Origin of the sequence: Streptomyces xanthophaeus (assembly GCF_030440515.1) — a bacterium.
GTDB lineage: Bacteria > Actinomycetota > Actinomycetes > Streptomycetales > Streptomycetaceae > Streptomyces > Streptomyces kutzneri.
Window position 1 is genome coordinate 7,284,873 of sequence record NZ_CP076543.1, and the last position, 24,566, is coordinate 7,309,438.

At 71.3% G+C, this 24,566-nt stretch carries 29 protein-coding genes; 17 read left to right on the plus strand and 12 right to left on the minus strand.

Annotated features, from left to right (window positions below; all coding sequences use genetic code 11):
• The first annotated feature begins 43 nt into the window (after positions 1 to 43).
• Positions 44 to 442 carry an RNA-binding S4 domain-containing protein gene (locus KO717_RS32465; protein ID WP_301373013.1) on the plus strand — a complete coding sequence of 133 codons (399 nt, stop codon included), beginning with the start codon at positions 44 to 46 and terminating at the stop codon, positions 440 to 442.
• A 79-nt stretch (positions 443 to 521) separates the two neighbouring features.
• On the opposite strand, the gene KO717_RS32470 is transcribed toward KO717_RS32465, so the two are convergent.
• From KO717_RS32470 to dhaK, 3 genes are read right to left on the minus strand one after another with little or no spacing between them, the layout of a single operon-like run.
• On the minus strand, positions 522 to 959 hold the full coding sequence (locus tag KO717_RS32470) for a PTS-dependent dihydroxyacetone kinase phosphotransferase subunit DhaM (RefSeq protein ID WP_301373014.1): 438 nt from the start codon (positions 957 to 959) through the stop codon (positions 522 to 524).
• Complete coding sequence (gene dhaL, locus KO717_RS32475) at positions 956 to 1,570, minus strand: dihydroxyacetone kinase subunit DhaL (RefSeq protein ID WP_301373015.1); 615 nt, start codon at positions 1,568 to 1,570, stop codon at positions 956 to 958. Before dhaL ends, KO717_RS32470 begins: the two co-directional genes overlap by 4 nt.
• A gap of 51 nt (positions 1,571 to 1,621) precedes the next feature.
• Positions 1,622 to 2,626 carry a dihydroxyacetone kinase subunit DhaK gene (gene dhaK, locus KO717_RS32480; protein ID WP_301373016.1) on the minus strand — a complete coding sequence of 335 codons (1,005 nt, stop codon included), beginning with the start codon at positions 2,624 to 2,626 and terminating at the stop codon, positions 1,622 to 1,624.
• Between the two features lie 236 nt (positions 2,627 to 2,862).
• On the opposite strand from dhaK, the gene KO717_RS32485 reads away from it, so the two are divergent.
• The 3 genes from KO717_RS32485 (at position 2,863) to KO717_RS32495 (ending at position 4,884) form a co-directional block, all read left to right on the plus strand.
• Positions 2,863 to 3,093: a hypothetical protein gene (locus tag KO717_RS32485; RefSeq protein WP_301373017.1), complete on the plus strand. Its 231-nt coding sequence runs from the start codon at positions 2,863 to 2,865 to the stop codon at positions 3,091 to 3,093.
• Between the two features lie 169 nt (positions 3,094 to 3,262).
• Entirely contained in the window at positions 3,263 to 4,354 is a 1,092-nt protein-coding gene (locus KO717_RS32490; RefSeq protein WP_301373018.1) for a hypothetical protein, read from the plus strand.
• Positions 4,355 to 4,587: 233 nt separating this feature from the next.
• The gene (locus tag KO717_RS32495) at positions 4,588 to 4,884 is read left to right on the plus strand and encodes a hypothetical protein (protein ID WP_301373019.1); all 297 of its coding nucleotides are present in this window, start codon (positions 4,588 to 4,590) and stop codon (positions 4,882 to 4,884) included.
• Positions 4,885 to 4,926: 42 nt separating this feature from the next.
• Here the strand turns inward: KO717_RS32495 and KO717_RS32500 are convergent, their stop codons facing one another.
• Positions 4,927 to 5,082 carry a DUF6131 family protein gene (locus KO717_RS32500; protein ID WP_301373020.1) on the minus strand — a complete coding sequence of 52 codons (156 nt, stop codon included), beginning with the start codon at positions 5,080 to 5,082 and terminating at the stop codon, positions 4,927 to 4,929.
• 213 nt (positions 5,083 to 5,295) lie between these two features.
• Here KO717_RS32500 and KO717_RS32505 point away from each other — a divergent pair, with 213 nt between their 5' ends.
• The 7 genes from KO717_RS32505 (at position 5,296) to KO717_RS32535 (ending at position 10,382) form a co-directional block, all read left to right on the plus strand.
• A complete protein-coding gene (locus KO717_RS32505; RefSeq protein ID WP_301373021.1) occupies positions 5,296 to 5,538 on the plus strand; it encodes a hypothetical protein in 243 nt (80 codons plus the stop codon).
• A 76-nt stretch (positions 5,539 to 5,614) separates the two neighbouring features.
• Positions 5,615 to 6,580, plus strand: coding sequence for an LLM class F420-dependent oxidoreductase (locus tag KO717_RS32510; RefSeq protein ID WP_301373022.1), 966 nt, complete (start codon positions 5,615 to 5,617; stop codon positions 6,578 to 6,580).
• A gap of 43 nt (positions 6,581 to 6,623) precedes the next feature.
• The gene (locus tag KO717_RS32515) at positions 6,624 to 7,286 is read left to right on the plus strand and encodes an HAD family hydrolase (RefSeq protein WP_301373023.1); all 663 of its coding nucleotides are present in this window, start codon (positions 6,624 to 6,626) and stop codon (positions 7,284 to 7,286) included.
• A gap of 84 nt (positions 7,287 to 7,370) precedes the next feature.
• Positions 7,371 to 7,547, plus strand: coding sequence for a hypothetical protein (locus KO717_RS32520; protein ID WP_301373024.1), 177 nt, complete (start codon positions 7,371 to 7,373; stop codon positions 7,545 to 7,547).
• 156 nt (positions 7,548 to 7,703) lie between these two features.
• Entirely contained in the window at positions 7,704 to 8,246 is a 543-nt protein-coding gene (locus KO717_RS32525) for a hypothetical protein (RefSeq protein WP_301373025.1), read from the plus strand.
• A 1-nt stretch (position 8,247) separates the two neighbouring features.
• Positions 8,248 to 8,790: a hypothetical protein gene (locus tag KO717_RS32530; RefSeq protein ID WP_301373026.1), complete on the plus strand. Its 543-nt coding sequence runs from the start codon at positions 8,248 to 8,250 to the stop codon at positions 8,788 to 8,790.
• Positions 8,791 to 9,017: 227 nt separating this feature from the next.
• On the plus strand, positions 9,018 to 10,382 hold the full coding sequence (locus KO717_RS32535) for an NAD(P)/FAD-dependent oxidoreductase (protein WP_301373027.1): 1,365 nt from the start codon (positions 9,018 to 9,020) through the stop codon (positions 10,380 to 10,382).
• Between the two features lie 142 nt (positions 10,383 to 10,524).
• Here the strand turns inward: KO717_RS32535 and KO717_RS32540 are convergent, their stop codons facing one another.
• Together KO717_RS32540 and KO717_RS32545 are read right to left on the minus strand one after the other, a co-directional pair.
• The gene (locus KO717_RS32540; protein ID WP_301373028.1) at positions 10,525 to 11,274 is read right to left on the minus strand and encodes a restriction endonuclease; all 750 of its coding nucleotides are present in this window, start codon (positions 11,272 to 11,274) and stop codon (positions 10,525 to 10,527) included.
• 4 nt (positions 11,275 to 11,278) lie between these two features.
• Complete coding sequence (locus KO717_RS32545) at positions 11,279 to 11,467, minus strand: hypothetical protein (RefSeq protein WP_301373029.1); 189 nt, start codon at positions 11,465 to 11,467, stop codon at positions 11,279 to 11,281.
• Between the two features lie 203 nt (positions 11,468 to 11,670).
• Here KO717_RS32545 and KO717_RS32550 point away from each other — a divergent pair, with 203 nt between their 5' ends.
• The 3 genes from KO717_RS32550 to KO717_RS32560 all read left to right on the plus strand — a co-directional run bounded on the left by KO717_RS32550 (position 11,671) and on the right by KO717_RS32560 (position 15,582).
• A complete protein-coding gene (locus KO717_RS32550; RefSeq protein ID WP_301373030.1) occupies positions 11,671 to 13,263 on the plus strand; it encodes an FMN-binding glutamate synthase family protein in 1,593 nt (530 codons plus the stop codon).
• A 54-nt stretch (positions 13,264 to 13,317) separates the two neighbouring features.
• Positions 13,318 to 15,045 carry a thiamine pyrophosphate-dependent enzyme gene (locus tag KO717_RS32555; RefSeq protein ID WP_301373031.1) on the plus strand — a complete coding sequence of 576 codons (1,728 nt, stop codon included), beginning with the start codon at positions 13,318 to 13,320 and terminating at the stop codon, positions 15,043 to 15,045.
• A gap of 168 nt (positions 15,046 to 15,213) precedes the next feature.
• Positions 15,214 to 15,582, plus strand: coding sequence for a PRC-barrel domain-containing protein (locus tag KO717_RS32560; protein WP_301373032.1), 369 nt, complete (start codon positions 15,214 to 15,216; stop codon positions 15,580 to 15,582).
• A gap of 122 nt (positions 15,583 to 15,704) precedes the next feature.
• Here KO717_RS32560 and KO717_RS32565 read toward each other — a convergent pair whose 3' ends face one another.
• The 6 genes from KO717_RS32565 to KO717_RS32590 all read right to left on the minus strand — a co-directional run bounded on the left by KO717_RS32565 (position 15,705) and on the right by KO717_RS32590 (position 21,617).
• The gene (locus tag KO717_RS32565) at positions 15,705 to 15,974 is read right to left on the minus strand and encodes a hypothetical protein (RefSeq protein ID WP_301373033.1); all 270 of its coding nucleotides are present in this window, start codon (positions 15,972 to 15,974) and stop codon (positions 15,705 to 15,707) included.
• A gap of 133 nt (positions 15,975 to 16,107) precedes the next feature.
• Positions 16,108 to 16,857, minus strand: coding sequence for an MBL fold metallo-hydrolase (locus tag KO717_RS32570; RefSeq protein WP_301373034.1), 750 nt, complete (start codon positions 16,855 to 16,857; stop codon positions 16,108 to 16,110).
• A gap of 117 nt (positions 16,858 to 16,974) precedes the next feature.
• On the minus strand, positions 16,975 to 17,955 hold the full coding sequence (locus KO717_RS32575; RefSeq protein ID WP_301373035.1) for a GlxA family transcriptional regulator: 981 nt from the start codon (positions 17,953 to 17,955) through the stop codon (positions 16,975 to 16,977).
• A 100-nt stretch (positions 17,956 to 18,055) separates the two neighbouring features.
• A complete protein-coding gene (locus KO717_RS32580; protein ID WP_301373036.1) occupies positions 18,056 to 19,294 on the minus strand; it encodes a hypothetical protein in 1,239 nt (412 codons plus the stop codon).
• The gene (locus tag KO717_RS32585; protein WP_301373037.1) at positions 19,291 to 20,256 is read right to left on the minus strand and encodes a hypothetical protein; all 966 of its coding nucleotides are present in this window, start codon (positions 20,254 to 20,256) and stop codon (positions 19,291 to 19,293) included. Before KO717_RS32585 ends, KO717_RS32580 begins: the two co-directional genes overlap by 4 nt.
• Before the next feature lie 140 nt (positions 20,257 to 20,396).
• On the minus strand, positions 20,397 to 21,617 hold the full coding sequence (locus tag KO717_RS32590; protein ID WP_437184606.1) for a phospholipase D-like domain-containing protein: 1,221 nt from the start codon (positions 21,615 to 21,617) through the stop codon (positions 20,397 to 20,399).
• A gap of 406 nt (positions 21,618 to 22,023) precedes the next feature.
• Between KO717_RS32590 and KO717_RS32595 the strand changes: the two genes are divergently transcribed.
• The 3 genes from KO717_RS32595 (at position 22,024) to KO717_RS32605 (ending at position 24,454) form a co-directional block, all read left to right on the plus strand.
• The gene (locus KO717_RS32595) at positions 22,024 to 22,227 is read left to right on the plus strand and encodes a cold-shock protein (protein WP_301373038.1); all 204 of its coding nucleotides are present in this window, start codon (positions 22,024 to 22,026) and stop codon (positions 22,225 to 22,227) included.
• A 258-nt stretch (positions 22,228 to 22,485) separates the two neighbouring features.
• The gene (locus tag KO717_RS32600; RefSeq protein WP_301373039.1) at positions 22,486 to 24,003 is read left to right on the plus strand and encodes a DEAD/DEAH box helicase; all 1,518 of its coding nucleotides are present in this window, start codon (positions 22,486 to 22,488) and stop codon (positions 24,001 to 24,003) included.
• Between the two features lie 46 nt (positions 24,004 to 24,049).
• Complete coding sequence (locus KO717_RS32605) at positions 24,050 to 24,454, plus strand: CBS domain-containing protein (RefSeq protein ID WP_301373040.1); 405 nt, start codon at positions 24,050 to 24,052, stop codon at positions 24,452 to 24,454.
• Positions 24,455 to 24,566: the final 112 nt, after the last annotated feature.

Consider the following 24,566-nt stretch of genomic DNA (forward strand, 5'->3'; position numbering starts at 1 on the left):
ACTCATTCCGTTCCGCCGTACCCGGCTCGCTAGAGTCGGGGGCATGGCTGATGAGGGAACGGGCACGGGAACGGACACGGGCACGGCGCGGGTCGACGCGTGGATCTGGTCCGTGCGCCTGACCAAGACCCGCTCGATCGCGGCGACCGCCTGCCGGGCGGGCCACGTGAAGGTCAACGGGGAGCGTGCCAAGCCGGCGCAGCCCGTGCGCGCGGGGGACGAGGTACGGCTCTTCCACGCGGGGCGCGAGCGGATCGTCGTCGTCAAGCGGCCCGTGTCCAAGCGGGTCGGCGCACCCGTCGCCGCCGAATGCCTGATCGACAACAGCCCGCCGCCGCCGACGCCCGTGGAGGCCGCCGTGGTCGGCATCCGCGACCGGGGGGCGGGCCGCCCGACGAAGCGCGAGCGCCGCGAGATCGAAGTCCTCCGCGGGCGTCCGTAGGTCTCCCCGCAAGGTCCCGGCCGGTCGGCCTGCCCGCGGGCGCCGCGGCCGACCGGGACCTTGCGGTCAGGCCTTGCGGTCAGGCCTTGCGGTACGTGTACGCGTCGGCGGCGGACGCCGCGACCGCCGCCAGGGGGGCTCCGGCGGACGCCGTCACCACCGCCGCCACCGCGCCCTCGACGAACGGCGCGTCCAACAGCTCCGACCCCGGCGGGAGTTCGTCCTCCATCAGCAGGGCCTTCACCGTCAGCACCGAGCTCCCCAGGTCGGCCAGGAGGGCCACCCCGGCCCCCCGGTCCACCTCCCGGGCGGCCGCGAGGATCCGCTCCGTGCTCGTGCCGAGCCCGCCGAGGGCCGTGCCGCCCGCCGCCGCCACCGGGGCCACGGGTCCGCCGGCCGCCAGCTCGCGCGCCAGCTCCGCCACCGCCTCGGCGACGCGCGCGCTGTGCGACACCAGCACGATGCCGACCAGGGCCGGGCCGGAGCCGGAGGCGGGCACCGGGTGCTCGCCCGTCACCGCGCACCCGCCGATTCCGCCACGTCCGCCAGCGCCCCCAGCAACAGCGCCGACGAGGTCGCCCCCGGATCCTGGTGGCCGATGCTCCGCTCGCCCAGATAGCTGGCCCGCCCCTTGCGCGCCTGCATCGGCACCGTCGCCAGCGCTCCGTTCTCCGCCGCGCTCCCGGCCGCCCGGTAGGACGTACCCAGCGCAGCCACCCCCGGAATCAGCGCGTCCAGCATCGTCTTGTCCCCCGGCGCCGCCCCGCCCAGCTGCGCCACCGCCCCGACCCCCTCGGACAGGGCCTCGCGCAGTTCCGCGTCGGACACCTCGGCCGACTCGCCGAGCGCCTTGCCCGTGCGCCGCAGCAGCGTCCCGTACAGCGGTCCCGACGCTCCGCCGACCGTCGAGATCAGCGTCCTGCCGGCCAGCTGGAGCACCGCGCCCGGCGCCGCCGCCGTCGGCTCCGCCTCCAGGGCGGCGAGCACGGCCGTGAAACCCCGCAGCAGATTGCTCCCGTGGTCGGCGTCGCCGATGGGGGAGTCGAGCTCGGTCAGCCGGTCCGCCTCCCGCTCCACCGCGGCCGCGGCGGCCGCCATCCAGCGCCGGAAGAACTCTGCGTCACGCACCGGATCTCCTCGCCTCGCACCCGTCTGGCCGGTCCCACCGACACCATACGTTCACAGACCCCAGCGCAGGGCCGCGGTCCGGACGGGCGCGTCCCACAGCCGCAGCACCTCCTCGTCGGCCCGGCACAGCGTCACCGAACACCCCGCCATGTCCAGCGACGTGACGTAGTTTCCGACGAGCGCCCGCGCCACCGGCACACCGCGCTCGGCCAGCACCCGCGCCACCTCCGCATGGAAGCCGTACAGCTCCAGCAACGGTGTCGCCCCCATCCCGTTGACCAGTGCCAGCACCGGCCCGTCGGCCGGACCGATCTGCGCCAGTTCCTCCAGGACGGCGCCCACCGCGACCTCCGCGATCTCCCGCGCCGACATCATCGGGCGCCGCTCCCGGCCCGGTTCGCCGTGGATGCCGATGCCCAACTCCAGCTCCCCGTCCGGCAGGTCGAAGGTCGGGCTGCCCTTCGCGGGAGTGGTGCACGCGCTCAGCGCCACCCCGAAGCTCCGCGAGCACTCGTCGACCCGCCGGGCGAGCGCGGCGACCCGCTCCAGCGGCGCCCCCTCCTCGGCGGCCGCCCCGGCGATCTTCTCGACGAACAGGGTGGCCCCGGTGCCGCGGCGCCCGGCGGTGAACAGACTGTCGGTCACCGCGACATCGTCGTCCACCAGGACGCGCTCGATCCGCAGGCCGTCCTCCTCGGCGAGCTCGGCGGCCATCTCGAAGTTCAGCACGTCCCCGGTGTAGTTCTTGACGACGAACAGCACCCCCCGGCCCGAGTCCACCGCCGCGGCCGCCCGCACCATCTGGTCGGGCACCGGGGACGTGAACACCTCCCCGGGACACGCGGCCGACAGCATCCCGTGCCCCACGAAGCCGGCGTGCAGCGGCTCGTGCCCGGACCCGCCCCCGGACACCACCCCGACGCGCCCGCCGGCCCGCGCGTCCCGCCGTACGACGACCCGCCGCTCCACGTCGACGTCCAGTTCGGGATGGGCGGCCGCCATCCCGCGCAGGGCGTCGGTGACCACGGTCTGCGGACTGTTGATCAGCATTCTCATGGGTATCTCCCGGCGAGGTTGACAGATGACGCTCTGAGCAGCGTCTCCGCAGGTCAGAGTGCATGCATCTCAATATTGACCTTGGTGGTCCCCGGCGTGCGAAGGCGGGTTCCGGCGGTGCTGATCCCGATCTCGTGCCGACTGCATACAGCTCGCTCCGACGGTAGGGCAGCCCACCCCGCGGCAACAGGCAGCCGGCGGCCCCGGGCGTGGCACCGGTGCCGCACATGGCGGCCATGGCGATCAAGCTCAGCGACGTGCACGCGAAGCTGCGCCGGGCAGCCAAGGGCATTTCGTTCCCCTACGGGAGAGGAGAAGGTCCGTCACTGACGGTGGAGGGAACTGCTCGCAGCCCGTCGGCTGCCTGGTGTACTGCCCGCATCACCGCCGGAGCCGAGGACATGGTGTGCCTGGTCGCACGCACCGACCCGGAAGAACAGGAAGGCGTCCGGCTGAGCTCGAAGTGACGGGCGTTCAGTGACCCGTGCGGCGCGGGAACGCCTGGTGGTCAGATGCAGGTGCCCGCTCCCCGCTGCTCGGCAGGCCGGCGATCGTGCCGGAGGCCAGGAGCGGCATTTCAGGGCCATGAGAGAGACAACGCATGCGGAGCCGGGTGCGGACGCGCAGCATGGAGGCATGGTTGTGCTCTCGCGACCGGAGAGGCGTTCGAAGGCCTCCGCGTCCACCGCCGGACCGGGATCCCCGTCGAGCGGCTCCCGTACGGGTGCCGACCAGGAGAGGCCCGGGATCCGCCGGCGCCCGATGCCGCCCGGCCTGCTGCCCCGAACGTCCGGCACTGCTCTCGCAGCCCTCCTGACGGCCGTCCTGGCCACCGTGCCGACGGGCCCCGCCCACGCCTTCACCGGTGACAATCACGAGTACATCACCCGGGCCGCACTGCCCTGGGAGCCCGTCACACTGACCGAGATGGCCGGCGCCCGCGCCGGGGCGATCAATGCCAACGATCACCCCCCGTACTTCGACGTCGGCCCCCTGCACTGCGACAACGCCGACTACCTTGCCCCCCGCCACGCCCCCGACCACCCCCGCACCCGGGACGAGGCCACCACCGAGCTCCTCGCGTGTATCCGTACCTCCGTCACCCGCTTCCGCAACGCGGTCGAGGCCGCCGACGGCCTCGTCGACGCTGACGGCAAGGTGCGCGCCGACCAGAGCGACCTGTCCTCGCACTGCACGTGGGACGGGAAGCCCGGGCGGGCCAAGTGTGCCGTCCTCGAACAGCTCGGCCGCGGCTGGCATCAGATCGAGGACTTCTATTCGCACTCCAACTGGAGCGATCGGCCCGCGCCCGGCCCGGTCGGCCTCGACAACCCGCCCGGCCTGGAACGTACGGACGTCGCACCGTTCCTCGACATCCGCCGCTACAGCACCATGAAGGACGCCGACTGGACCCGGGACGCGCGTGAGCGTATCCCTGCGGACCTCGCCACCGGCTGCTACACCGACATCGATTCCACCGGTGTCAAGCCGGCCGACTGTGACGGGCGCGTCGCCCACAACCGTGCCCTGAACAAGGACACCGCCGCGTCGGCCCGCTCCATGACGGGTGACAACTTCCGCCACGCGACGGCCGGCGCCACCGCCGAGATCACGCGCCAGTGGAACGACTTCAAGGCCGAGCTGCTCGCGAAGTACCCCGATCACCGGCGCGGCGCACAGATGGTCTGCGCCCTCGTCCACGATGAGCCGGCCGGTGCCTGCCCCTGACAGGAACTCGAAGCGGAGCGTCTGGCGTCCTTCGGGCGCGCTCTCGCTGGACACCACGTGGTGCAGGGCCCGTTGGACGTAGTTGTGCGCGTGGTGGAGGTGGCCGTCCTGGATGCAGAAGGTCCAGCCGCCGACGTCGGTGCCCTGGCTGAGGAGGACGTAGCCATGCGAGGCGGCCCCTGGCCCTGCCCAAGACGTACGGGGTCGACGCCATCCCGGTCATCGTCCAGGACGTGACCTTCGACGGCGCGGAGCTCGACCACGACCACGAGCTGATGCGCAACGCCGGCTTCCTCGGCGACCGGACGATGGTCAACGGCACGCTGGACGCGTACGTCGGCGTCCAGGACGAACTGGTCCGGCTGCGCCTGGTGAACGCCTCCGCCGCCCGCGTCTACGCCTTCGGCTTCGACGACGGCCGCGCGTTCCGGCAGATCGCCTCGGACGGGCGGACTCCTCCTGCCTCCTGGACGCCGGCCTGGACTTCCGGAATCAGCGCTTCGGGGGCGGCGACGACTGGTTCGACGTGATGCAGCTGCGCGCGGCGCCCGCCCTGACTCTATTTCCTGCGGTTACCAGTAGTGCTTGCGTCCGCCGACGGAGTGCCCGAGGGCGCCCAGGATCCAGAGGATGACTCCGACGACGACGAGGATGGCGCCGATGGTCCACAGGATGCTGATTCCCGCGACGAAGCCGATGACCAGGAGAATGATGCCAAGGATGATCATGGTCACCTCCGATTTCGCTGTGACTCTCCTTTCAGCCTAGGCGCGTCCGGCGCTGTCGGCTTGCCCTGCCTGGTGGGCGCCCCGCCGAATCGGCGGAGTCGCCCGCGGGCGACCGGGACGCGCGGCCCCGGCCTGCCCCTTCGCTGCGTCGACGGACTACGGGCGACAGGGCGGGGTAGCCGCGGGGCACAGGCACCACCGAGGGAGGACACGGTGACAGACCACGAAAAGTCCAGGCAGCACGCGCGGCGGACCACGCCGTCCGAGGCCGTGGCAGAGAGCGGTGACCGTGAGGCCCGGCAGCGGGCGGACGATGCCGTTGTCCAGCGCTCGGGTACCGCGGAGGACGGCACGGATGCCGGAGGCCACCGCGCCAAGCGCCACCGTCCGGGCATCGGCCGTGAGGAGCAGATCCACCCCGATGACGAGCGGCGGGAGACCTCCGAGGACCGCTGACGTCAGCGTGAACCGGTCCCACTGAACGCCGGTGCCGGGCAGGTTTCATCGGGCCCGGAGTGGTAAGGCGCCCGATATGGTGCGAATCGGGTACACGATGATGACCGAGCAGGCCGGGCCCCGGGAACTGGTCGACCACGTGGTGGCAGCGGAGCGGGCGGGGTTCGGCTTCTCCGTCATCTCCGACCACTCCTTCCCCTGGCTGGAGGCACAAGGGCACGCGCCCTACGCGTGGAGCGTCCTGGGCGCCGCCGCGCAGGCCACCTCCCGGATCCCCCTCATGACGTACGTGACCTGCCCGACGTTCCGCTACCACCCCGCCGTGATCGCCCAGAAGGCGGCCACGATGCAGCTCCTGTCGCAGGGGCGCTTCCGGCTGGGTCTGGGCTCGGGGGAGAACCTCAACGAGCACATCGTCGGTGCGGGCTGGCCCGCCGCCCAGGTCCGGCTGGACATGCTGGAGGAAGCCGTGGGGATCATCCGCTCCCTGTTCGCCGGCGGGTACGTCAGCCATCACGGCAGCCACTTCGACGTCGACAACGCCAGGCTCTGGGACCTCCCCGACGATCCGCCCCCGATCGGGATCGCCGTCTCCGGAGACCGTTCCTGCGAGATCGCGGGCCGCTACGGCGATCTGCTCATCGCCACCGAGCCGAAGCAGGAGCTGCTGACCGCATTCGGCGCGTACGGAGGCTCCGGCAAACCGTGTGTGGCCCAGCTCCCGGTCGCCTACGACCCCGACCGCGACGCGGCGGTGGCCCGCGCGCACGACCAGTTCCGCTGGGCGCTCGGCGGCTGGAAGGTCAACGCGGAACTTCCCGGCCCCGCGTCCTTCGCCCAGGCCTCGCAGCACACCGGGCCCGGGGATGTCGCGGAGGCCGTGACCTGCGGTGATGACGTGGACGCCTTCGTCGATGCCGTACGCCCCTACGTCGAGGCAGGATTCACCGAGGTCGCCCTGATCCAGATCGGCGGCGACCAGCAGGAGCCCTTCCTGGACTGGTCCCGGACGAAGCTGCTGCCGGCTCTGGGGGAGCTGTGAGAACGGCCTCCTCCGTGAACGCCGAGCCTTGCAAGAGGCGGACATGAACCGCGCCGCGTTGTTCGATGTCGACGGCACCCTCGCCGATACCAATCACCTGCATGTGGTCTGCTGGTGGGAGGCGTTGAGGCAGGCGGGCCACGACGTGGCGATGCACGACATCCACCGCGCCATCGGACTGCCCGGTGAGGACCTCCTGGCCCGTTTGTTGGGCGAGGACCGGGAGACGAGCGAGGACGACGCGCTCAGCGCCGCGCACAGCACCCTCTACGGCACGTACTTCGACCGGCTGCCCCCGTTGGACTCGGCGGCGGATCTGCTGCGCGAGCTGGACCGACGGGGCTGGCGGGTGGTGCTGGTGACCTCTGCGACGGACGCCGAGCTCGACGCGCTCAGACGGGCGGTGGACGCCGACGACGCCATCACCGCGACGGCGAGCTCCGACGACGTGAGCGAGGGCAAGCCGGCACCGGATCCGGTGCACCAGGCACTCGGCCTCGCCGACGCCGCTGCCCGTGACTCCGTGTTCGTCGGTGACACGGTGTGGGACATGGAAGCGGGCTCCCGGGCCCACGTCGCGTGCGTGGGCCTGCTCTGCGGCGGCATCCCGCGGCGTGACCTCGAAGAGGCCGGTGCTCGGACCGTCTACCGGCACCCCGCCGATCTGCTCGCGCACATCGACACCAGTCCGTTCGCGGACAGGTGAGGACCGCCCGACCACACCGCTTGAGCGATGACCCGCTGGGTAGGCGCAGCGTACGAGAATGAGCCGTACCCCGAGGTGAGCCACATGGAACGATCCACCGAACCGGAACCCGAGGGCCCCGGGCCCACTCCGGAAGGCCCGGATCCGGTCCCCCGCGACCCGCACCCCGCCGGTCCCGAAGACAAGCTGCCCCCGGCCGAGCCGGCCCCGGAGCAGCCTTCCACCACCGAACGGCCGACGGTTCCGGAACCTCCCGACTGAGCCCGTACGAGCTGACCGGGGAAATGAAACCGGGCCCCGTCACCCTTCGTGGCGGCGCTCGAAGCCTTCGAGCGAGGCCCGGGAGGGATTGTCCCCAGGAGACCGGGGTAGCCGCGAGAGTGCCGCCCCGTGAGGGCTCCGAGTTGGAGGCCAACCATGTCAACCAGCACGCTCATAGCAATCGTTGTCATCGCCGCGGTCATCGTGATCGCGCTCGCGGTCGGCTTGTGGATGGCGGCCCGCCGACGTCGTCTCCAGAACAAGTTCGGCCCCGAGTACAACCGCACGGTCGAGGCGGAGGGTGGCCGCATGGCTGCCGAACGCGAGCTGCGGGCCCGCGAGGAACGCCACGACAAGCTGGAGATCAAGGAGCTCCCTGCCGCACGGCGCGACCAGTACGCCGTCGAATGGAGCAGCGTTCAGGAACATTTCGTGGACCGGCCGGAAGGCTCCGTGGAGGAGGCCGATGATCTGGTCTCGCGGCTGATGCGCGAGCGGGGCTACCCCACGGACGACTACCGCGGTCAGCTGCGTGATCTCTCGGTCGAACACGGCCGGACCCTGGAGCGCTACCGGGCTGCCCACGACGTCAAGGTGCGCAGCACTGATCAGAAGACGACCACCGAGGAACTGCGAGGGGCGATGGTGCACTACCGAGCCCTGTTCGACGACCTGCTGAGTGACCAGAGGAGCCGGTGACATGCGCAACCACTCGACCAGTGACGAGCGAGCCGGCGACGCCGGCATCACGACGGAGGACATAGCCCATCCGGCGCCGGCTGCGGGCGACGACGGTACGGACACCGGCACGAAGACCGAATCCGGCGCCTCGGCGGCAGGCGGTCCGAGGCCGCCCGTGTACCCGGGGGAGGCCACCAGGGACGCGGCCGCCGAGGAGAGCGGGACCCGCGAAGGCGAGGACGAACGGCCGACGGATCGCGAAGCGGGGACCGGACCGGCGAAGGCGGGCGCCGACGAGCCGCTGCTGGGTGCGGAGGACGCCGCGGAGTACCACAAGAGGTGGAGTGAGATACAGGGCCGGTTCGTCGACGACCCGCAGGACGCGGTCAGGTCGGCGGACGCCCTCGTCGCGGAGGTGATGCAGAGCCTCGCGCGTACCTTCTCCGCCCACAAGCAGGGGTTGGAGGGGCAGTGGGGCCAGGGTGAGCAGGTAGCGACAGAAGAACTGCGGCTGGCGTTGCAGCATTACCGGTCGTTCTTCAACCGCCTCCTGAACACCTGACCTGACCTGACCTGACCTGACCTGACCTACGGCCGAGGCTGCCGGAGCCGCGCTGCAGATGACCATGATGCTCGGACAGGGAACGGCCCCTATGGGGGCCGTTCCCTTCTGTACAGACGGCGCCGGCTGACAAGCGGGCGAGGAAATAAGCCCGCCCCGTAGGGGTGGGTGGCGCAGGCCGGGGAAGGCGTGCCGGGGACCCGTACACCTGAGAAGGGACGGACAACATGGCACGACCGAGGATCGTGGTCGTCGGCGCGGGCTTCGCCGGCGTCTCCTGCGTACGCCGCCTGGAGCGGACGCTGTCACCCGGGGAGGCGGAGATCCTGCTGGTCACCCCGTTCTCCTACCAGCTCTACCTGCCCCTGCTGCCTCAGGTGGCTTCCGGGGTACTCACCCCTCAGTCCGTGGCGGTGTCGCTGCGCCGCAGCCGCCGCCACCGGACCCGGATCGTGCCCGGCGGGGCCGTGGGCGTCGACACCCGGGCCAAGGTCTGCGTCATCCGGAAGATCACCGGGGAGCTGGTGGACCAGCCGTACGACCACCTTGTGCTCGCGCCGGGGAGCGTGACCCGCACCTTCGACATCCCAGGCCTGGCGGAGCACGGCCACGGCATGAAGACGCTGGCCGAGGCGGCCCATCTGCGCGACCACGTGATCGCCCAGCTCGACCTGGCCGACGCCGCCGCACCGGGCTCGGCGGAACGGGCCTCACGGCTCGGCTTCGTCGTGGTGGGCGGCGGCTACGCGGGCACCGAGACGGCCGCCTCCCTGGAGCGGCTCACCACGAACGCCGCCGGCCGCTACCCCCGGCTGGACCGGCGCGAGATCAGCTGGCACCTCGTGGACGTGGCGCCGAAGCTGATGCCCGAGCTCGGCGACCGGCTGGGCCGGGCAGCCCTCGACGTGCTGCGCCGCCGCGGCATAGAGGTCTCGCTCGGTGCCTCCGTCGCCAAGGCGGGCCCCGAGGCCGTCACCCTCACCGACGGCCGCGTACTGCCCTGCCGCACCCTCATCTGGACCGCCGGCGTCGCCGCGAGCCCGCTCGTCGCCACGCTGGGCGCCGAGACCGCGAAGAGCGGCCGGCTCGTCGTCGCTCCGGACCTGCGGGTGCCGGGGGCGGACGGCGCGTTCGCGCTCGGTGATGCGGCCGCCGTGCCCGACCTCGCCGGCGGCGAGGACGGTGCGGTGTGCCCGCCCACCGCGCAGCACGCCGAGCGCCAGGGCAGGGTCGCCGCCGACAACGTCGTCGCCACGCTGCGGGGCACGCCGCTGCGTCGTTACGTCCACAAGGACCTCGGACTGGTCGTGGACCTCGGCGGCCGCGACGGCGTCTCCCGGCCGCTCGGCATCGACCTGCGCGGGATGCCCGCCCAGGCCGTGGCCCGCGGCTACCACTGGGCGGCGCTGCGCACCGGGGCGGCGAAGACCCGGGTGATGACGAACTGGCTCCTGAACGCCGTGGCCGGCGACGACTTCGTCCGGACCGGCTTCCAGACGTACAAGCCGGGGACGCTGCGCGACTTCGAGTACACGGACCACTACCTCACCCCGGAGGAGGTACGGGCCCGCACGGCGACCGACGGGGGCTGACAGTTCCGGCGAGCGGGATCGCCGTCAGCGGTGGTCGGATCACCAGGACCGGCGGTTCCCGCCCAAGGGCGCCGCCGTGATCACCACTTGGCCCCGTCCAGCCACGACGCGGCGCGGGTCCCGTCGGCCGCCGGGCCTCCCCTCAACGGCCGGCCGGGACGCCGTCGCCGGAGCCGTCGGAGTGGACCGGGTCCGATTCCCAGGGCGGCGGCCGCACGCCGGGCTCGGTCCAGGCCGCCAGGGCCTCGCCGTCGACACAGACGATGCCGCACGTGGCGGCGTACTCGAGGGCGGGTGCGGTGAAGTGGCCGGTGGTGACGACGATCGCGACGTCGGCGTCGTGGACGGCGAAGCACGTCCCGCCGAAACGCTGCAGGTCCTGCGAGCCCACCCGGTTGTCCTCGGCGTAGTGCTTGCACTGCACGACGACGCGGAGCCCGTCCGGGGTCGTGGCGATCACGTCGGCGCCCAGGTCGCCCGCGCCGCCCACCACTTCCACCGGTGTGCAGCCGTCACGTACGCAGAGAGCGGCGACGGTGTGCTCGAAGCCGTCGGCATCGACCGCGCCGTGGTCCAGCGCGTCGGCTCCCACATCCGGCGGATCCGTCGCGGGTCGCACGCCCGGCGCGCAGCGCACGTCCGGGTCGGGCGGTGCCGTGGGACGACGCCTGACGGGGGACATGCTCCATCCGGCGAACGCCACGCCGATCAGCAGGACCGCCGCCGCGGCCACCGGCAGGACCGGCGTCCGCGTCCCGGCCGCCGAGGCGGCCTTGACGAAGACGGCCAGTCCGCCCACGGCCGTACCGGCGAGTCCCACGGCGAGCACCAGATCACGCCCGAGCGTGGCGCCGCGCCGCGGGACCCCGCTCCTGCTTTCCCTCGATGCCACGGGGTCAGCGCCTACGGCCCCGGCCCCGTCCGCGGACCGCCCACCCGTGGCCGATGCCGGCGACGTGGAGCGCGAGCGCGGCGAGACCGATCAGCATGAAGTTGGTGGAGCTGAACACTTCGTCGGTGCTGATGGTGGCGGCGTTGATCAGGAACGCGATGAAGAACAGCACTGCGGCGGTGATGCCGAGCATGTCCATGCCCCTTTCGGTCGGTGACGGCCGTGTTCCCCGCTCGGGCCGGATCATGAGTCGTTGCGGAAAGGAAGCCGGACCTCTTGCGCCGGCGCAGCCGCGCTCCCCGCAGGCGGCGGGACGAACCACACCTCCCACGCGCCGGCGCGACCCCGGCACTCCGGGGAAGGCTTGGCGCGCGGTCTTCGGGACACAAGCGCGGTGTGCTGAAGACACTGACCCTCATCCTGCCCGGCACCGCAGCGGCGCTCGCCGCGGTCGCCGCCGTCGTCCTCTCGCCCTGGTGGTGGGCCGTGGCCGTGCCGTCGCTGCTGCTCGTCCTGGTGGCCTCGCACGACCTCCTGCAACGCCGGCATTCCCTCCTGCGGAACTACCCCCTGCTCGGGCACCTCCGGTTCGCCCTGGAGGCACTGCGGCCGGAGATCCAGCAGTACTTCATCGAGCGGAACATCGACGGCAGCCCCTTCGACCGTGACACCCGCAGCATCGTCTACGAGCGGGCCAAGGGCACCGACGCGGAGGAGCCGTTCGGCACCGAACGCGACCTCCTCCGGCCCGGCAGCGAATACCTCACGCCGTCCATGGCCCCGCACCCGGTACGCACCGATCCGCCCCGGGTCCGGGTCGGCGGACCCGACTGCACCGAGCCGTACGACATGTCCCTGCTCAACGTCTCGGCGATGAGCTTCGGCTCCCTGTCCGCCAACGCCGTCCTCGCCCTCAACACCGGGGCACAGCTAGGCGGTTTCGCCCACGACACCGGCGAAGGCGGCGTGTCCGAGTACCACCGGCGCCCCGGCGGGGACCTCATATGGGAGATCGGCACCGGATACTTCGGGTGCCGTACCGGCGACGGGGGCTTCGACGAGCGGCAGTTCGCCGAGAAGGCCGCGCACCCGCAGGTCAAATGCGTGTCGCTGAAGATCAGTCAGGGCGCCAAGCCGGGCATCGGCGGTGTCCTGCCCGGTGCCAAGGTGAACGCCGAGATCGCGCAGGTACGCGGGGTGCCGCAGGGGGAGACCGTCGTCTCGCCGCCGTTCCACCGCGTGTACTCCACCCCGCGCGAGCTGGTGCGCTTCCTGGCCCGCATGCGGGAGCTCGCCGGCGGCAAGCCCGTGGGGTTCAAGCTGTGCGTCGGCTCGCGCCGCGAGTTCCTCGCCGTGTGCAAGGCCATGCGGGAGGCGGACGTCACCCCCGACTTCATCGTCGTCGACGGGGCGGAGGGCGGAACGGGCGCGGCACCCCTGGAGTTCGCCGATCACGTCGGCCTGCCGCTCGGCGACGGCCTGATGACCGTCCACAACGCCCTCGTCGGCTCCGGGCTGCGCGACCGCATCCGGATCGGAGCCTCCGGGAAGATCGCCACCGGAAGCGACCTCGTCAAACGCCTGGTCCAAGGCGCCGACTACACCAACTCGGCCCGCGCCATGATGTTCGCGATCGGCTGCATCCAGGCCCAGCGCTGCCACACCAACACCTGCCCCGTCGGGGTCGCCACCCAGGACGAGCGGCGCGCCCGGGCCCTGGACGTCGGTGACAAGGCGCAGCGCGTACGTCGCTACCAGGAGGCGACCGTCAAGAGCGCGCTGCAGATCATGGCGGCCATGGGCGTCGACGACGCGCGCGGACTGCGCCCCCACATGCTGCTCCAGCGGGTGGACCCGCACACCGTCCGTTCGTACGCCGAACTGCACGCGTGGCTCGCCCCCGGAGAACTGATCGCTTCGCCGCCCGAAAGCTGGGCAGCCGACTGGAAGGCGGCCGACCCCGGCCGCTTCACCCACTCCACCCGCTGAATCCCCCTGAAACCCCTGAACCACCCGCTGAACCGGCTAACGAAGGGCAGTCCCGTGGCACGTACCGTCGCCCACGTCATCGTCGATGCACTCGAGGAACTCGGCGTCCAGCACGTCTTCGGCGTCGTCGGAGACGCCCTGAACCCGCTGACCGACGCCATCCGCACATCCGCCGGCCTGAACTGGATCGGCTGCCGGCACGAAGAGGCCGCGGCCTTCGCCGCCTCGGCGCAGTCCCAGCTCTCCGGGACCCTCGGGGTGTGCATGGGCACGGTGGGACCCGGATCCGTGCACCTGCTCAACGGCCTCTACGACGCCGCCAAGAGCCGCACGCCCGTCCTGGCCATCTGCGGCCAGGTCCCTCTCGCCGAGATCGGCAGCGACTACTTCCAGGAGGTAGACAACGACCTCCTCTTCCGCGACGTCGCCGTCCACCGGGCCACCGTCACCTCCCCGGACCAGATGCCGCGCCTGGTCGAATCGGCCGTACGCGCCGCCGTGACCCAGGGCGGAGTGGCCGTCCTGACCGTCCCCGGCGACCTCGGCGATCAGGAGCTGAGCGACGACAGGCCCACGCGGTTCGCCCTGGACCGCGCCGTCACCCGGCCCGACGACCCGGCCCTCGCCCGGGCCGCCGAGCTGCTGAACGCCGCGTCCCGGGTGACCCTCCTCGTCGGCCAGGGCGCCCGCGAGGCCCGTACCGAGGTCCTGCGGACCGCCGAGCTGCTGGCGGCCCCCATGGTGCTCACACTGAAGGCGAAGGAGGGATTCGAGGACGACAACGCCTTCCAGGTGGGCCAGACCGGCCTCATCGGCAACCCCGCCGCCGCCCACGCGCTGGACAGCGGGGACGTGCTCTTCATGCTGGGGACCGACTTCCCCTACCGGGAGTGGTACCCGAAGGACGCCAAGGTGATCCAGGTCGACGCGCGCGAGGACCACCTGGGACGACGCACCCCCGTGGACGTGGGCCTGGCCGGCGACGTCGGCGCCACGCTGCGGGCCCTGCTGCCGCTGTTGGAAGCGGTCCCCGACCGCGCGCACCTCGACGACGCCCGGGACCGTTTCCTCCACTGGCAGGAGGGACAGCAGCGGCTGGCCGACCCCGCACACGAGCACCGCTGGACCGGGAAGCTGCGAGCCGTCGTGGACAACCGCGAGCACGCCATCCGCCCCGAGGCGCTCGCCGCCGCGGTGGACGCCTACGCCGACGCCGACGCCGTCTTCACCTCCGACACCGGCATGGCCACCGTCTGGCTCTCCCGCTTCGTCACCATGCGGGGCGACCGCCGCCTGATCGGCTCGTACAACCTCGGTTCGATGGCCAACGCCATGCCCCAGGCCCTCGGTGCCCAGCTGTGGGCACCCGACCGGCAGATCGTCGCGCTCTGCGGGGACGGCGGGCTGAGCATGCTGCTCGGCGACCTCATGACCATCAAGACGTACAAGCTGCCTGTGAAGCTCGTCGTCTTCGACAACCGCCGCCTGGGCATGGTCAAGCTGGAACAGGAGCAGGCGGGCCTGCCCGAATTCGGCACGGAACTCGACAACCCCGATTTCGCCGCGGTTGCCACGGCCCTCGGCCTGACGGGGATCCGGATCACCGACCCGGACGAGCTCCACGAGGGCGTGCGCCGGGCCTTCGAGACGCCGGGGCCGGTCCTGCTGGACGTGCTCACCAACCCGGAGGAAGTGGCCGTGCCCGGCAAACCGACCGTGGCCCAGGGCTGGGGTTTCGCCGTGGCCAAGGCCAAGGAGCTCCTGCCGGGCCGTGAAGGCTGACGGCCACCGCAGGACTCCGGCCGACCACGAACGCCCGCGAGCAACCGATCCGCTTCGCCCGTGATCCGGTGGGAGGGGAAATCCGTACGTGCACAACAGGAAAGCCGGGGCAGACGCGCTCCAAGAGTTGGCTGATCCTTTCATTCACACCGGAGGAGTTGTTCTCACGTGACCGAGCATGTGTGGAGTTACAAGTCGACGTCGGGCCACCTGGCCGGTACCGATCTCACCGGCTACAAGGTCGAGGCGGTCGACGGAAGCATCGGCAAGGTCGACAAGCACTCCGACGAGGTCGGTGACGCCTACCTGGTCGTCGATACAGGGGTATGGATCTTCGGCAAGGAAGTGCTCCTGCCGGCCGGCACCGTGATCTCGATCGACCCGGAGCAGCGGACGATCCACGTGGAGCGCACCAAGGAACAGATCAAGGACTCCCCGGAGTTCCACCGGGACACGCACCTCGGCGACGCGCGCTACCGCGAGGAGCTGGCCCTCTACTACGGTCCCGTCGGCCCGTTCGGCGGCCCGTTCGCCTGACGCGCCATGGGGGAGGGGCCCGGACTCGACGAGTCCGGGCCCCGGGTGCGAGCGACGTCCGTCCGCCCAGGGGGCGACAATGCGCTGCGCTGCGCTGCGCGCACGTGTCCGTGGCCCGCCGGTCAGTCGTCTCCGTCTCCGTCTCCGGCACGGGTGAGCGAGGCGACGAGGAGACCTGCGACCGCTGCCCAGACCGCAGCGGTGGGGCCCGCTGTGGCCCACCCGACGATGCCGAGCACCACGGCTGTGCCGGTTCCGATCGCCCATGCGCGCCGGTCGGTCAGGAAGGCCCACTGCGTTCGTGCGCTCCCGGGCACGCGGATTTCGGCGACCGCGGTCCTGATCACCAGGGCGGCCACGACGATCGCGACGGTGAGCAGGGTGACCGTCATGCCGCCTCCAGGTTCCGCTCAGCCGCCGTTCGCACGTAGGCGCCCGCATCCAGGTCTCTTCATGGTCCCTTCCTGGAGCGACACTCGCAGAGGATGGTGCGGAGGCGCAGAGCCGCCGGCGAGCACACCCGTGTCAGCTCTGCGTACGCCTTCGGAGGCGCCCACGGGAGTCGAGGCGGGACAGCCGTCGTTGCTCCCGCCGCGCCCAGCGACGTACGCGCCCGGGATCCAGCGGAGTGCCATGGCCGACATGGAGGCGGCTGGGGCCGAGGTCGAGCATGGCGCGCAGGCTCGTGAGGTTGCCCAGGGGGTCGTCATGGAAGGGCGGGTTCGCCGGCTTGCCGGGGATGAGGCCCATGAAGGAGTTGGCCACGAGGTCACCGGCGACGAGGTCCCCGTCCTCGGTGAGAACGGAGACGGAACCCGCGGTGTGCCCCGGGGTGGGCATGATCCGTCCCGCCAGCCCGAAGTCCGACAGGTCGGTTTCGCCGCTGATCAGGAGCCCGGGTTCGAACGGGTCCGCCGCGACGTGAAGCTTCCTGTTCCTGTTCATCAGGCGACCCATGGGTCCCGTCGGGAGGTACGGCATCAGCGGTCGGCCGGTGCGGAAGGGTTCGAGGTCGGCGATGTGCCCGGCGACGGGTGCGCCCGTGAGACGGTGCAGTTCCGCTGCTGAACCGAAGTGGTCGATGTGGCCATGGGTGATGACGATCAGGGCGAGGTCGGCGGGGTCCACTCCGTGATCGGCGATCCGGTCGTGGATGAGGCGTCCGCTGCCCGGCGTACCGGCGTCGACGAGGACGGGGCGCCGGCCCAGCAGCAGGTAGGCGTTGACCGCGTGCTTGCCGAGAACCGGTATTGGAATGATCTTCGTGCCGGACATGAGGGCCTTTCGTGTACGGGGCGGGCGCGGGCATGCCTCGGCATCCGCCGGCCGCGGGCAGGGCCGACGGGCAGGGCCGACGGGCAGTGAGGGTGGGGGGTAAGGGACGGGCCGGATTCAGCGGAAACGGCGGCGGTATTCGGCGGGAGTCGTCCCCAGGTGCCGTTGGAAGCACCGGTGGAGGGTCTGCAGGGAGCCGAGGCCGCTGGCGGCGGCCACCTGCGGCAGACCGGCGTCGCTCTCCTCCAGCAGGCGCCGTGCGGCCTCCAGGCGGGCCGACTCCACGTAGGCGGCGGGCGTGGTGCCGGTGCGCTGCGCGAAGAGCCGGGAGAAGTGCCGCGTGCTGAGGCTGACGCGCTGGGCGAGAGCCTCGGCGGAGAGGTCCGCGTCGGGGTGTTCGGTGATCCACCGGCGGAGTTCGCCGATGCGGTCGTCAGCGGGTGCCCGGACGGAAAGGGGCACGCTGAACTGGCTCTGGCCGCCGGAGCGTTTGACGTACATGACCATCATGCGCGCGGTGGCGAGCGCGAGGGCCTGACCGTGGTCCTCGGCCACCATCGCCAGTGCCATGTCCATCCCCGAGGTGATTCCGGCACAGGTCCACACCGGACCGGAGCGGATGAAGATCGGATCGGGGTCCACGTCGACCTCCGGATGCGCGGCGGCCAGTTGCGCCGCCGTGAGCCAGTGGGTGGTGGCGGTCCGGCCGTCCAGCAGGCCGGCCGCGGCCAGCAGATGGGCGCCGGCGCACACCGATCCGGTACGCCCCGCCCGCGGTGCCGCCGTACGGAGCCAGTCGGTGACCACCGGATCGACGACGGCCTGGACACCGCCCCCCTCGGGATGGGCGACCGCCCCGGACACCAGGAGGGTGTCGACCCGGCCGGTCACCTCGTCCAGCCGCAGGTCGGAGTGGACCCGCAGGCCGCTGGAGGTGACCACCGGACCGCCGTCCTCCGTGGCGACCTGGACGCAGTAGCCGGGGAACCCTCCCTCGGAGACGCGGGACGCGACCGAGAACACCTCGGCGGGACCCGTGATGTCCAGGAGCTCCACGCCGGGGAAGGCGACGATGACGACGCGGTGGGGTGCGGGCATGCACCGATCCTCGCTCCCCCGCCCTGGTGTCCGCAATGACGAGGCTGTCCCAGATCCGGCCATCGGGCCGTCCGGCGATGCCACCTCCGGCCCGGAAGGCTCACGGCGGGGAGATCAGTGTGCTGTGGTGGAAGCCGAGTCGGGGGTCGTGCCACCAGGGGAGCCCGTCGACGTACTGCCGTAGTTGTGGCATGCGCACCCGCTGCCGGACCGTGTTGGCGGGATAGTCGTACACGGTGATGGTGTTGAGTCCCCGGTTGGCGGTGAACAGCAGGGTCTGGTCGGCGGAGAGCTGGCAGGCGTACACCGAATCGAGCAGGGTTCCGCGCGAGACCCGCAGAGCGGCGAGGAAGTGCCTGCTGCTCACGGCCGGCGAACCGCGCGTGAAGGCGTCCGCCACCTGATGGAGCGATTGCCGTCCGGCGAGCAGCTGTTCGGGCAGGCCGGGGCGCTCGTCGATGATCCGATGGGTGGCGAAGTCGGCCAGGTCGATCATGACGATGGTGCCGCTGCCGCCGTTGCAGTAGATCAGCTCACGATCGGAGACGCAGACGTCCGAGTTGATGTGCGCCGGGGTCTCCCGCGGGGCCGTCCAGTGGCGCAGGACCTGCCCGTGCTCGGCGTCGATCTCGAAGACGTACTCCTTGAGGTAGGCCATGGCCCATTCGTGCCAGTCGTGCCCCTCCTGGGGCAGGACACGGAAGGAGAGGGCGTAGAACCGGTCCTCTCGGGGGTGGACGGCCACGTGCCAGCAGGTGGCGGGCAGGTGGATGCGGCGGGCCGTGCCGGTGTGCAGGTCGAAGACGCCGACCTCACGGGCTTCGCCGCGTCCGGGGTGGTCCATGCCGCCGTAGACGAGGTACCGGCCCGACGCCGTGGTCTTCATGGCATGCGGCAGTTTCAGGCCGTGCGGGCCCAGGCGCTCGGGAGCATCGAGCTTGCCGAGGTCGAACCGCCACAGGTGCTCGCCGATCGCGCCGACGATCTCCCGGTCGCCCAGCCAGGCGATGTGCGTGGTGCCCTTGACGGAGGAGTCGGTGGGTTCGATCCGCAGGGTGGACAGCCGGGCGGTCTCGTCGAGGGTCGCGGTGTCGTAGAAGAGCAGGTGCTGGCCGGTGTTGCCGAGGAATCCGAGCGCGTGGTCCGGGCTGACGCTGACGGCATGGCCGCCGGCGATGCCGTCGTAGTAGTCGATCTTGTACGCGTACCGGCCGGTGGCCGGGTCGTAGCGGAAGACACAGATGCCGGCCCGGCCTTCGAGCCCGTTGAGGCCGTTGCCGTCGAGGGCGATGTGGAAGGCGTACGGGTACGCGGGCGGCGGGCCGGCGGGCGGCGTCAAAGGGGTTGCCTCTCGGGCCTGAAGTGGCGGAATCCGGAACTGTCGGTGCACTCCGGCCGCGTCGGCTTCCACGGGACCGACCTGGCCGATCGGGTCAACGGCTCGGCCAGGCGGGAGACGGTGCCCCAGAGCGAGGTGGTCGCACCGGCCCTCTCGTCGACCGGTCCGGCGCCGCCCTGCCCGCGTGCAGCGATGGTGCGCAGAGTGATGCGGAAGGACGTGCGGTAGGCGTCCTCCACCAGAGCGCGCCGGACCGCGGGCCACAGTACGGGGGTGATGGCCCGCCACAACGGGGGGAGGACGAATTGCTGCTGGGCGCAGATGGTCACTGCGGTGCCGCCGCCCGGGGTCCGGGCGAAGAGCACCGAGCCGTCGTCCTGGACCGCGGAGCCGTTCGCACTGTGGACCTGCCGCCAGCGCAGCACCTGTTCGTCCGGGCCGTAGTCGATCGTCTCCAGCTTGCAGACGTCGAGTACGTCCGCACCGGCCAGCGCGAGGTGGGCGGGCTGGGCCCGGCTGATGCTGCGCTCTAGCTGCCGGACCGGCCTTCCGGCCTCGTCGCGCGCCAGGACCTCCGTACGACCTGCAAGGTAGCCACTGGTCAGACCGATCACCCGGCTGATGTCGACGCGCGCGGTGAACTCGTCGAACGGCGTACCCACTTCCGCATCGCAGCGGAACAGAACGGCTTCGTCCAGGTACCGCCACCGCATCCCGTCCGAGCCGGGCGGGACGGCTGCGATCAGCTGGTCCAGCAGCTCCAGACGACGGGCCGCGGCTTCGAACTCCGCAGGTCCGAAGGCCAGTACATCGACCCCGAGCGGTATCGCCGCCGTGCGGACCGCGGCGTCGTCGGGGCGCATCCGAAGGGCGGTGGCCAGCTCTGTCGCCAGCTCCGCCGTCCGGTCGGCGACGGCCAGCACCCTTCGCAGTGCCTCTTCGGCCAGGGGGATGTCGGGCATGATCCCGCCCTACCCGGCGCCTCCGTCTCCCACACCGGCCGTCCCCGTCAGGGGTGAACCCGGTGGACGGCGGCAGGGCGGAACTCCGGCTCTGCTACGGGCGTGCCGGAGCGTGGGCGCCTTCCGGCACCGTGCGGGAGTCACAGGAACCGGCGGACGGGGGTGACCGCGAGCTCGCGCAGCCGTTGCGCCGCAGAGCGGCGGTTCCAGCGCGCCGGATCCATCGGCTCACTGGCCTGCACGTCCTCGTCGAAGTGGCGGTCCAGGGTTGCGGTGAAGTCTTCGTCCAGGACGGCGAGCATGACCTCTTCGTCGTGGTCCAGGGAGCGACGGTTGAAATTGGTCGAGCCGATGAGTGCCGCGATCCGGTCGACGGTGATGACCTTGGCATGCATCATCGTCGGCTGGTACTCGAAGATCCTCACCCCGCAGGCGAGGAGGTCCGCGTAGAAGTTCTGACCGGCCAGCCGGCAGACGCGCTTGTCGGTGTGGGGGCCGGGCAGGAGTATCTCGACCTCGACGCCCCGGCGTCCTGCCGCGCACAGCAGCTCGATGAAGTAGGCGTCCGGGGCGAAGTAGGCGGTGGACAGGCGGAAGCGCTGCTGGGCGGATTCGATGGCGACCCGGATCAGGGTCTGCATGTCCTGCCAGCCGATGCTGGCCGATCCCCGGACCACCTGCACCACCGCCCCGCCCTGTGGTGCGTGCTCGGTGAACCGGTCGCGATCGTCGAACAGGGTGTCGTGGCACTCCGCCCAGTTCTGCGCGAAGGCGGCGGCCACGCCGTCCACGGCGGGGCCGCGCAGCCGGACGTGGGTGTCGCGCCACTCGTTCTCGTTGCGGGCGTTGCCGCACCATTCCTCGGCGATGCCGACTCCGCCCGTGAACGCGGTCTGTTCGTCGACGACGAGCACTTTGCGGTGGCAGCGGTGGTTCTGCTTGAGCGGGGAGAGGTAGAGGGGCTTTCGGAACCATGCGACGTCGACCCCGGCGTCCTCCATCAGATCGAGCAGCTCCTGCTCGATGAGCCGGCTGCCGAAGCCGTCCAGCAGCAGCCGCACCCGGACGCCCGCTCGGGCCCGGTCCGCCAGCGCCTGGGCGAACTGCCGGGCTATCGCGCCGCGCCAGTACACGAACGTCATCATGTCGACGGTGTGTTCGGCGGCCCGGACGCTGTCCAGCATCGCAGGGAAGATCTCGTCCCCGTTGCGCAGGGCGAGCAACGAGTTTCCTTCGGTGGCGGCGATGCCGATCAGCCGCTCGAGGCGGCGCCGCATCCGCTGCTTGCGTTCGGCCACCGACAGAGCCGGGGCGATGGTCGTCGCGCCGGACAGTTGCGACCCGCTGGTTGCACTCGTCATGACTCCACCTCACCGGTCGGGGGACGCCGCCCCACACGTCCGGCAACCGCCGGGGCGAGCCGACTGTACACAGCAGTGAGGTGGTCTCCGGTCCTCTGCCGGGGAAGCGCCCAGCCCGGGCCGCCCATATCTGTCACCGCGATGCAAGGATTTAGCGGTCCATGCGGAGAGGGTTTTTGGTACGGCGACCATGGTGAATTGATATTCGTACACCGATCGCTACGGCGTGCTATTGTCGATCTCAGTTGCAGTCGTGGTTCCCAAAACTTCAAGTGCCTCCAGTCGGTTTCCGTGCCATATGGGCGTGCTTCGTATTTCCGGGTCATTTTCCGGACGGGGCATCATCGCGGCGACACGGTGTCCGTGCAGTGCGGATGCCGGTGTACTGCCCCTGAGGAGATCTGACATGGCATCTGGCACCGTGAAGTGGTTCGACGCGGCAAAGGGTTTCGGCTTCATCGAGCAGGACGGTGGCGGCGCCGACGTGTTCGCCCACTTCTCGAACATCGCCGCCCAGGGCTTCCGCGAGCTGGCTGAAGGCCAGAAGGTCACCTTCGACATCGCGCAGGGACAGAAGGGTCCGACGGCCGAGAACATCGTTCCCGCCTGACGCTGACGCGCACTTCGTAGCTGGGGCCCGCATCCTTCGGGGTGCGGGCCCTCCGGCATGCGGACCTCTTCGGACCTGCACCCGAGTCGATCTCGAGGATTTCACGTCCAGCGTCACCCATTTTCATAGCGGCGCCCGCACGGACTCCCTGCGGCCGGCTTCGCTTTCGCATTTCATTCGGCCCGTTCTTGCGATTCCCCGCGCTGTTCTCAGGCTGCCGGAATTCCTTGATGAGCGCCGTATCGAGGAAGGTTCTGAATGAACCCCGTACGTACGAACAACCGCTCCGCCCGCACCCGCAGCCGCACTGGCGGTCCCGCCTCCGGTGCGGCTGCGGGTTCAGGCCGCGGCAGCCGCTTCGGGTCCTCCGCCCCGAGCCGTTCCCCCGCCCCGAGCCGCTCGGGCGGCTACGGACGCCGGCCCGCCGCGGTGCAGGGCGAGTTCGCCCTGCCGAAGACGCTCACTCCTGCCCTGCCTGCCGTCGAGGCCTTCGCCGACCTGGACATGCCCGGGGAGTTGCTGGCCGCCCTCGGTGCGCAGGGCGTGAGCGTGCCGTTCCCGATCCAGGGAGCCACCCTGCCCAACACCCTCGCGGGCCGCGACGTGCTCGGCCGAGGCCGCACCGGCTCCGGCAAGACCCTGGCCTTCGGCCTGGCCCTGCTCGCCCGTACCGCCGGACAGCACGCCGAGCCCGGCCAGCCCCTCGCCCTGATCCTCGTACCGACCCGCGAGCTGGCGCAGCAGGTGACCGACGCGCTCACTCCGTACGCCCGCTCGGTGAAGCTGCGCCTGGCCACGGTCGTCGGCGGGATGCCCATCGGGCGGCAGGCCGGCGCGCTGCGTGCGGGCGCCGAGGTCGTCGTCGCGACGCCGGGCAGGCTGAAGGACCTCATCGACCGCGGGGACTGCCGGCTGGACCGGGTCGCGATCACCGTGCTGGACGAAGCCGACCAGATGGCCGACATGGGCTTCATGCCGCAGGTCACCGCCCTGCTCGACCAGGTACGCCGCGAAGGCCAGCGGATGCTCTTCTCCGCCACCCTCGACCGCAACGTCGACCTGCTGGTGCGCCGCTACCTGACCGACCCCGTCGTGCACTCGGTCGACCCCTCGGCCGGTGCCGTCACGACGATGGAGCACCACGTGCTGCACGTGCACGGGGCTGACAAGCTCCGCACGACGACGGAGATCGCGGCGCGCGAGGGCCGGGTGATCATGTTCCTGGACACCAAGCACGCCGTCGACCGGCTGACCCAGGACCTCCTGAACAGCGGTGTCCGGGCCGCCGCCCTGCACGGCGGCAAGTCGCAGCCGCAGCGCACGCGCACCCTGGCACAGTTCAAGACCGGACATGTCACCGTCCTGGTCGCCACCAACGTCGCCGCCCGCGGCATCCATGTCGACAACCTCGACCTCGTCGTCAACGTGGACCCGCCGACCGACCACAAGGACTACCTCCACCGCGGAGGCCGCACCGCCCGCGCCGGGGAGTCCGGCAGTGTCGTGACCCTCGTGACGCCCCACCAGCGCCGCGACATGACGCGGCTCATGGCCGCCGCCGGCATCGTCCCGCAGACCACCCAGGTCCGCTCGGGTGAGCAGGCATTGAGCCGGATCACCGGCGCCCAGGCCCCTTCCGGCATCCCGGTCACCATCACCGCGCCGGTGTCCGAGCGGCCCAAGCGCGGCGCGGCCTCCCGCGGCCGACGCGGCCCCGCTTCGGCAGCGCGGCGCCTGAACGCGCGCCGCTCCGCCTTCAACGCGGCGGCGGCCTGAGAACGACGTGATCAGGAAACTGACCCATCTCTGCAGGAGGCACGTTTTGACGCTGGTCCAGACGCAGTTCCGCTCGGTGAGCGCCAACCCTTCCCATCAGGCGGTGGCCGACGGCATGGAAGCCGCCGGGCCGCAGGTCTGCGACGACATGACGGTCGAAGTGGCGTTGTCCGTCATGGCCAGTGCCCGCGCGGGACATCTGCTGGTCTGCGACGAGGACGGCCTGTGTGCCGGTCTGGTGACCCCGGCTCAGCTCGCGGCCGTCCGTGAGGGCGACGCGTACACGGACCGCATCCGGCTGCGCGACGTCCTCGGTGACCGCGGGCCGTCGACCTCGCCCCTCACCACGATGGCCGAAGCCGAGCACGCGATGCGCTACCGCCGTCTCGAGGCCCTGCCCGTCGTCGACGAACAAGGCAGTGCCCTGGGCGTCCTCGCCCTTGCACGCTGAACCGCCGCACCGCGGTCGGACCGTTCCCCGGGGCCCCGCTGCGTCCCACCGACGGGACCGGCGCGAGCCCACCCCAGATCGCGTCGGCAGTGCCGACGCTCCGGACCGATGA